7 protein-coding genes are annotated in these 8,128 nt (G+C 70.8%); 4 read left to right on the top strand and 3 right to left on the bottom strand.

Going from position 1 to position 8,128, the window contains the following annotated elements; translation table 11 throughout:
• A partial coding sequence (locus VET29_RS38515) for a hypothetical protein (protein ID WP_324930434.1) occupies nucleotides 1–1,760 on the bottom strand: 1,760 nt, incomplete at its 3' end.
• Nucleotides 1,761–2,778: 1,018 nt separating this feature from the next.
• On the opposite strand from VET29_RS38515, the gene VET29_RS38510 reads away from it, so the two are divergent.
• On the top strand, nucleotides 2,779–3,504 hold the full coding sequence (locus tag VET29_RS38510; protein WP_324930431.1) for a M23 family metallopeptidase: 726 nt from the start codon (nucleotides 2,779–2,781) through the stop codon (nucleotides 3,502–3,504).
• A gap of 157 nt (nucleotides 3,505–3,661) precedes the next feature.
• Here VET29_RS38510 and VET29_RS38505 read toward each other — a convergent pair whose 3' ends face one another.
• On the bottom strand, nucleotides 3,662–3,904 hold the full coding sequence (locus VET29_RS38505; protein WP_324930428.1) for a hypothetical protein: 243 nt from the start codon (nucleotides 3,902–3,904) through the stop codon (nucleotides 3,662–3,664).
• Nucleotides 3,905–4,065: 161 nt separating this feature from the next.
• Nucleotides 4,066–6,414: a DNA helicase PcrA gene (pcrA, locus tag VET29_RS38500; RefSeq protein ID WP_324930425.1), complete on the bottom strand. Its 2,349-nt coding sequence runs from the start codon at nucleotides 6,412–6,414 to the stop codon at nucleotides 4,066–4,068.
• A gap of 73 nt (nucleotides 6,415–6,487) precedes the next feature.
• On the opposite strand from pcrA, the gene VET29_RS38495 reads away from it, so the two are divergent.
• The 3 genes from VET29_RS38495 (at nucleotide 6,488) to VET29_RS38485 (ending at nucleotide 8,123) form a co-directional block, all read left to right on the top strand.
• On the top strand, nucleotides 6,488–6,937 hold the full coding sequence (locus tag VET29_RS38495) for a chorismate mutase (protein ID WP_324930422.1): 450 nt from the start codon (nucleotides 6,488–6,490) through the stop codon (nucleotides 6,935–6,937).
• Between the two features lie 64 nt (nucleotides 6,938–7,001).
• Nucleotides 7,002–7,310 carry a hypothetical protein gene (locus tag VET29_RS38490; protein ID WP_324930419.1) on the top strand — a complete coding sequence of 103 codons (309 nt, stop codon included), beginning with the start codon at nucleotides 7,002–7,004 and terminating at the stop codon, nucleotides 7,308–7,310.
• 102 nt (nucleotides 7,311–7,412) lie between these two features.
• Nucleotides 7,413–8,123 (top strand): PIG-L deacetylase family protein, encoded by a 711-nt coding sequence (locus tag VET29_RS38485; RefSeq protein WP_324930416.1) that lies wholly within the window; start codon nucleotides 7,413–7,415, stop codon nucleotides 8,121–8,123.
• The last annotated feature ends 5 nt before the right edge of the window (nucleotides 8,124–8,128 follow it).

Raw genomic sequence — 8,128 nt, 5'->3', positions numbered from 1 at the left:
GTGCCACCGCCCGCCTGCGCGCCGGCCACCCGGTCACCGGTCAGCGGCAGTTCGAGCAGGTGGATCCCGGCGACGACCGCGGCGCCGGCGAGCAGCCCGGCGGCGCGGACGGGCCGGGCGAGCGCGGCCACGACGGCGGCTCCGACGACGACCAGCAACCCGATCAGCAGCCCCCAGGAGGCGAGCCGGAAGTCGGTCCAGATGCCGGGCGGGGTGTAGCCGGGGGCCTTGATCATCGGCGAGGTGAACGCGCCGATCGCCAACAGGACGCCGCCGGCGGCGGGGATGCCGTAGCGAAGGTGCAGGTCGCGCTTGCTGCGGTCGACGTCGTCCCGCTCCGCACCACCGGTGATCGCGGCCCCGACGGCCCCGGCGGCGGCGAGCACGAACGCGGCGATGATGAACCACACGGCCGCGCCGACCCGGGTCTCGACGGTGGTGACCGCGATGCCGGGCATGACGTTGCCGGCGGAGGTGGCCGTGAAGGCGGTGTCGAGTGCGCCGAGCCCGACGAGCGGCACGGCCGCGAGCGCGACGACGAAGGCGGGCCGGATCGCGAACGCCCAGCGGGTGAAGAGGCCGACGCTGAGCAGGACGATCAGGATGCCGGCGGGCAGGAGCTGGCGGTTGGCGAAGCTCTCGGGCTGGTCGACGTCGGCGACCACGAGCGAGGCGGAGGCGCCCAGGATCGCGGCGACGCCGGTGAGGACGCCGAGGATGCCGGTGAGCAGCGGGCTGCCGCTGAGCTGCACGTCCTTCTGCTCGGTGTCCCGGCTGTCGTCGCCGACGAAGAACAGCACGGCGGCGAGGAGCCCGATCGGGATGATGGCGAAGAGCGGCCAGGGTTCGAGGTGCAGCCAGTCGACCCTGGCGACGGCCGCGAGCTGAGGCACGACCAGCCAGGCGAGTGCGAGGAAGAGGCCGAGCGCCATGCCCCTGGCGAGCGGCGGCCGCGGGTTGACGGCGGCGGCGACGGCGCCGATCAGGACCGTGATGACGATCAGCAGGCCGCCGTACCTGACGAGGTCCGGGCTGGCGATGAGGTCCTGGGCGACGATGAAGGCGTTGTCGGACGCGAAGGGCGGAAAGACGAGCCCGACGACGCTGACGCAGCCGGCCGCGAGGGCCCAGCCGATGGCCCGGCCACGCCCGGAGGTGTCGAGACCGGCGTCGAGCGCGGCGTAGTAGTCCGAGTCGGGTCCGGCACCGGCGCGGCCGGCGGCGAGCAGACCGGCGACGCCGGCGGCGACGTGGCCGGCGAGGAGAAGGTAGGCACCGGGAGCCGCGGTGAGGGCCGCCAGCGAGGTGGGGACGAAGAACTCCGGACGGGAGACCGCGAGCGCGTCGGCGAGGACCTGGGCGTCGACGAGTGCGAGGCCGGGAGCGAGCAGCCCGGCGCCGGCGAGAATCCCGGCGGCGGTGGGGGCCCGGCCGAAGATCACCCCGAGGATCGCGAGGACCGGCGGCGCGGCGGCGAGAACCAGGAGGAGCACGCCACTGTGGAAGGCGGGCGGCGGCCCGTCGACGACGAGTCCCTGCCTGACCCCGAGGTAGGCGAGAACGGCGCCGGCGACGGAGAGCAGGAGAGCGAGCCACAGCCGCAGAGGGCTGGCAGCGAAGCCGAGCCGCGCCGGGCGACTCTTGTCCGGGTTGGTGGCGGTGCCGGTACCGGGCTCCCTGCCAGGCTTCTTGTCGTCGGGTTGTGCGCCGCGCCGCCGTCCATCCGACGGACCAAGCGACGATGGAGTCCGCGCAGTCATTGGGGGGAACGCTAGCAAGGCGCCGACACCGACACATGGCGCGGCCGCTGTGTCCCGACCACGCGGCGCGTCGCCGCCGGCAGGCCGGCACGACCCCGCCGCGGGGTCGCCGGCCACGCGTTGACGTGTCGTGCCTGGCTGGACGGGGCGCGACGACCGTTGGTCCGCTCGAACTGGCCATCCGCGCATGGCATTGCCAGAAGCCGGTGTGACGCGCAGCGCGCACGACCATCCCACCGACCGCGGCCGGCTGGGCAACCGCGGCCGGCTGGGCAACCGCGGCCGGCTCGGCAACCACGACCGGCTCGGCAACCACGACCGGCTCGGCAACCACAGCCGGCTCGGCAGCGGCGGCCAAGGCGGGTGGAGCGACGCGGGTTCGCTGGGCCTTGCCCGCTCTGCCCGGTCTGGCCCGCTCTGCCCGACCTGGCTGGCCCGGCCCGGCCTGACTGACCCGACCTGGCTGGCCCGGCCTGGCCGGCCTTTCGCGGCTGGGTGGCTTGGGATTGTTCAGTTGTGGGGCTTGGTCGGCCCGGGGTTGTGTTTGGTCTCGGGTCGGCCTCCTTTTGGGGGTTGTTGGGGTGTCGTTGGGGGTCGGCAAATGGTCGAACGTTCCTCGCGAGTAAGTAACTTGGGTCACACTGACTAAGTGACCTACGTATTACTCTTGGTTATTTTTGCTGGTTACGGACAGTTTTGGCGCCACTCGTTTGGCGGACCCGATTGACAGAAGTTGCCCTAAGCGGCGCCCTTTCGTTATCGTCCCCCGGTCCGTTGTCACGGTCCGGTCACGAATTGGGTCGGACGGCAACCACCAGGTTTCCGTCCAGCCGGGATCCCCCGCCCGGTGCCCACGCCGACAGCTCGGCCCCAACGAGCCAGGCGTACGTCGAGCCCGGACTCCCCGAAGACGGAAGGGCAGGACTTGTCTCGACACCGCTCCCCCGGCGGCGATATACGGGAGTACGACGCGCTCGAGGAGACGCTGGCTGCACGCAACAGCTCAGCTCGGATTCGGATGGCGCAGCACCGGGTGGTCTCGCCACCCTCCTCCCAGCTTCGCGGTCGGGTCGTGGTCGCCGCCGTCGCGCTTGGCGCGTTCGCTGCCGCGACCGCTGGTCAGGCGCTGAAGAACGGTCCGTCCGCTTCCGACGACATCGCTCCGCTCGCCGACGCCAAGAACGCCTCCGCCGCGTTCGGTGTCGGGGGCTCCGCCTCAGCCGCCGCGCCAGAGGTGCTGGCGGTGGCCAAGCCGATCGTCACCGCACCCGAAGTGCAGCAGATCGCCTCCACGAACCAGATCGTGCAGGCGCGTGCCGACGCCGCCGCGGCCCAGAAGGCCGAGCGTGAGCGGCCGAGGTTCGTCCGACCGTCGTCGGGCACCGTCACCTCCGGGTTCGGCGCCCGCTGGGGCACCACCCACTACGGCCTCGACTTCGCCGCCCCCATCGGCACGCCGATCTACGCGGCCGCCGACGGCGTGGTCATCGAGGCCGGGCCCGCGAGCGGCTTCGGCCTCTGGGTCCGCATCCAGCACGAGGACGGCACCATCACCGTCTACGGCCACATGCAGGACTTCTCCGTCCGCGAGGGCGAGCGCGTCAAGGCCGGCGAGCAGATCGCGCGCACGGGCAACCGCGGCCAGTCCACCGGCCCGCACCTCCACTTCGAGGTCTGGGAGCCGGGCGACCACCGCAAGATCAACCCGCGGCCGTGGCTCATCGACCACGGTGTCGTCCTCTGAGCCGAACGAACCCAGCGAACCCAGCGCGCCGAGCGGATCCGGGGAGACGAACGAACCTGGCGAGCTGAACGAACCCGGCTCGCCGAACGAACCCGGCTCGCCGAACGAATCCGGCGAGCCGAGCGGATCGAACCAGAGGCCGGCCGGACAGGCTCCCTCAGGCGTGGATGAAGAACGCGTTCGCCACCCGCCAGACGTCACACATCGACGTGCGGCGTTGGTGAGAGCGCGTACAACCCTCGCACCGGCCTCTGCGGCCGGACGGCCGGTGTAGGTCGAGCAACGCCCGCCAGGCCGCCACCAGCCGCCGCAACTCCTCCGAATGAGCCGCCAAGCGCTGGACACGGTCCAGGTAGCTGCCGATGTTCTCGGCGAGTACCCCGTAGAGCACCTCGTCCACATCTGGGACCCCTGTCTCTCCGTGGGACCCGTGTGGTCCCGACGGAGAGCAGTAGATCGGATGGCACCGACAGTTTCGAGCATGCGTTCGACGACAGCGGTGAGAAGTCACCCGAAAGTGGGACGAGGTAGACGCGAGGGGCGAGCTCAGCTCGCCCCTCGTCAGAGCTTCTGGATGGGCACACTGCCGATCAGCATCAGCCGGATCGTGCCCGCGGTGCCGAAGTCGATCGTGGCCGTGGCGCGGGGACCGACACCGTCGGTCGCGACCACCGTGCCAAGGCCGTACTTGTCGTGGTTGACCCGGTCGCCCACGTCAAGGGACAGCGCGGGCGTGTCCTTCCAGCCCTTCGCCGGGCCGAACGTGGACGTGGACGACGCCGACGAGCGGCGGTTCCACGTCGAGGTCGGGGCGGACGGTGCCGAGCGCTCCGGCTGGACCCGGCGCCAGTCGATCAGCTCCGCCGGGATCTCGTCCAGGAAGCGGGAGGGCGGGTTGGTCATCGGCTGGCCCCATGCCGACCGGACGATCGCCCGCGACAGGTACAGGTGCCGCTGGGCACGCGTGATGCCCACGTACGCCAGCCGGCGTTCCTCCGCCAGCTCCGTCGGGTCCCCGAGCGCACGCATGTGCGGGAAGATGCCGTCCTCCCAGCCGGTGCAGAACACGACCGGGTACTCGAGGCCCTTCGCGGTGTGCAACGTCATCAGCGTGACGACCCCGGTCGCGTTCTCCTCGTCCCCGTCCGGGATCTGGTCCGCGTCCGCCACCAGCGACACGCGCTCCAGGAACGCGGCGAGCGAGCCCGGCTCCACCACGGCGTCGTCGGCCGCGGCGTCGTCGTCGGGATCGGGCACCGGCTCGTTGGCGAACTCGCGGGCCACCGTGACCAGCTCGTTCAGGTTGTCCACCCGGGTCGCGTCCTGCGGGTCGTCGGACGCCTCCAGCTCGGCTCGGTACCCCGTGCGGTCCAGGACCGCCTCGAGGATCTCCGCGACCTCGTGCCCGTCGGTGACCAGGCCGCGCAGGTCGTCCAGCAGCTCCACGAAGCCCACGATCGCGTTGCGGGACCGCGCGTTGAGCATCGGTACCCGGTCCTCGACGGCATCGCGCAGCGCCGTGCTGAACGAGACGCGCTCCTTGTCGGCATGCGTGGACACGCATGCCTCGGCGCGGTCGCCGATGCCGCGCTTCGGCACGTTCAGGATCCGGCGCAGGCTCACCGTGTCGTCCGGGTTCGCGAGCACCCGAAGGTAGGCGAGGGCGTCCCGCACCTCGCGCCGCTCGTAGAACCGGACCCCGCCGACCACCCGGTACGGCAGTCCCATGCGCACGAAGATCTCCTCGAACACACGGGACTGGTTGTTGGTCCGGTAGAACACGGCGATGTCGCTGTACTTGACCTCGCCCGCGTCCATCAGCCGGTCGATCTCGCCCGCCACGAACGCGGCCTCGTCGTGGTCGTTGTCGCCGACGTAGCCGACGATCTTCTCCCCGTCGCCGAGCGCGGTCCACAGCCGCTTGTCACGCCGGTTGGGGTTGCGGGAGATCACCGCGTTGGCGGCGGACAGGATCGTCTGCGTCGAGCGGTAGTTCTGCTCCAGCATGATCGTGGTGGCCTGCGGGTAGTCCCGCTCGAACTCCACGATGTTGCGGATCGTCGCGCCGCGGAAGGCGTAGATCGACTGGTCCGCGTCGCCGACCACGCACAGCTCGCCCGGCTCGATCCCGTTCTCGCCCGTGCCGACCAGTTCGCGGACCAGCGTGTACTGCGCGTGGGTGGTGTCCTGGTACTCGTCGACCAGCACGTGCCGGAAGCGGCGGCGGTAGTACTCGGCGACGTCCGGGAACGTCTGCAGCAGCTCGACCGTGCGCATGATCAGGTCGTCGAAGTCGAACGCGTTGCCCTGGGTGAGCCTGCGCTGGTACTCGACGTACACCTCGGCCGTGCGGCGCTCGAAGTCGTTGGTGGCCCTGGCCGTCGCCTCCTCGGGACCGACCAGCTCGTTCTTCAGGTTCGAGATGGCCGACGCGAGCCCGCGTGCGGTGTACCGCTTGGGGTCGATGTCCAGGTCCCGGGACACCAGAGTGATCAGCCGGCGGGTGTCGTCCGCGTCGTACACGGAGAAGCTCGACTTCATGCCCAGCGTCTGGGCGTCGCGACGCATGATCCGCACGCACATCGAGTGGAACGTCGACACCCACATCACGTTGGCGCGCCTACCCACCAGCTCGACCACGCGCTCACGCATCTCGGCGGCGGCCTTGTTGGTGAACGTGATGGCCATGATCTGGCCGGGGTGCACGTCCCGCTCGGCCAGCAGGTACGCGATTCGCCTGGTCAGCACCCGCGTCTTGCCCGAGCCGGCGCCTGCGACGACGAGCAGCGGCGAGCCGGCGTGCTGGACCGCGCGGCTCTGCTGGTCGTTGAGGCCGTCGAGCAGCAGCGCCCCGGCCTTGCGGCGGGGCGCAGGGGACGTCTGGGCTGGCAATTCGAACAGAGTGCTCATTGTAGGTCCACGTTACCGGGAGGGTCCGACAGCGAGTGGGAGGACAGGCCGGGTGGACAGGCTCCGCCACGCAATGCCAGAATCGATGGCGTGCGCGACCGCCACTTCGAGTTTTTCTACGGGATCCGGACTCCGGCTCCCGTTGTCGCGTAGCGCGCGAACGTCCAACGAAGCCCCGGAGTCTGACGACCCGGGGCTTTTCGCACGGGGCCGAAGAACTCCACAGACCTCAGACCGAGGAGACGTCATGCCCCCCACCGCCAAGGACGAGAAGACCGCCGACACGGAGATCGACGAGCTGCGCAAGGAGATCGACTGGCTCGACGCCGAGATAGTGCGGCTGGTGAAACGCCGCGCGGAGGTGTCGCAGACGATCGGCGCGGCCCGGATGGCCGCCGGCGGACCCCGGATCGTGGTCAACCGCGAGATGGACGTGCTGGCCCGCTACCGGGACCTCGGCGCGGAGGGTCGCAAGATCGCCATGGCGCTGCTGGAGCTGGGTCGCGGCAAGCTCGGGAGGTAACCGTTCGGGGTTCTCAGGGTTCTCACCGATCCCCGGCAGACAGAAAGGCAGGCACACTGGAGTCATGGTCCTCAACCTGATCGCCGTCCTTGCCGCCGTCGTCGCGCTGCTGGCGGCACTCGGGCACGCCGGCTACCTCGCGATGCTCAACTCGGCCGCCAACAAGCGCGCGGGCGGCGCGCCGATCGCCCAGTACGTGCGCAGCCGGTGGGTGATCGCCGGCGTCACGACCGCGGGCGGCCTGCTCGCGCTGCTGCTGACCAACGGTTCGGGGTTCGCCGACTTCCTGGCGATCCTCGTCGCCGCCGGCTCCGGCGGCACCGCGGTGAAGGCGCTGGAGTCGACGCAGAAGCGCTACCGCACCGGTGAGTAGACAGCGGAGTGTGTGCACGTGTCACACCATGAGGTGACATGTGCACTCGCCCGGTCGAACGGTGGGCAACCAAAACGGTGGGCAACCAAATACGCTGCCTGAGTGAGTTCCGTTCGGTCAGCTCTGGTGGTCACGGCCCACCCCGACGACGTCGACTTCGGCGCCGCGGGCACGGTCGCGGTGTGGACGGCGGCCGGGATCGAGGTGTCCTACTGCGTCTGCACGTCCGGCGAGGCCAGTGGTGACGGCTCGCCGGGCATGGGCGCGGTGCGCGAGGCCGAGCAGCGGGCGGCCGCCGCTCACGTCGGCGTCCAGGACGTCACCTTTCTGGGATACCCGGACGGGGCGGTCACGCCGTCCCTGGAGCTACGCCGGGACATCACCCGGGTGATCCGCCGCGTGCGCCCCGATCGGGTGCTCACCTGGTCACCGGAGATCAACTGGGACTTCGTGCCCACCACCCACCCGGACCACCGCGCGGTCGGCGAGGCCACGTTCGCCGCGGTGTACCCGGACTCCCGCAACCCCCATGCGCACCGGTCGCTGCTCGCCGAGGAGGGGCTCGAGCCGTGGACCGTGCGTGAGCTGTGGCTGGCCGACGGGCCGGCGGGGCTGCGCAACCACGCCGTGGACGTGACGGACGCGTTCGACAGGAAGATGGCCGCGCTGCGGTCGCACGCCTCGCAGGCCGGCGCGAGCTCGGCGGAGATCGAAGGGTTGCTGCGGCAGGGGCTGGCGGGCACCGCCACCCGGTTCGGGCTGGGTGAGGGGCGGCTCGCGGAGAGCTTCCAGGTCGTCGACACAAGCCGTTAGATCCC

It is taken from the genome of Actinophytocola sp., assembly GCF_035634895.1.
Taxonomy (GTDB): domain Bacteria; phylum Actinomycetota; class Actinomycetes; order Mycobacteriales; family Pseudonocardiaceae; genus Actinophytocola.
The sequence above is the reverse complement of the archived record's forward strand: the minus strand, read 5'-3'. Positions and strand labels throughout refer to the sequence as shown.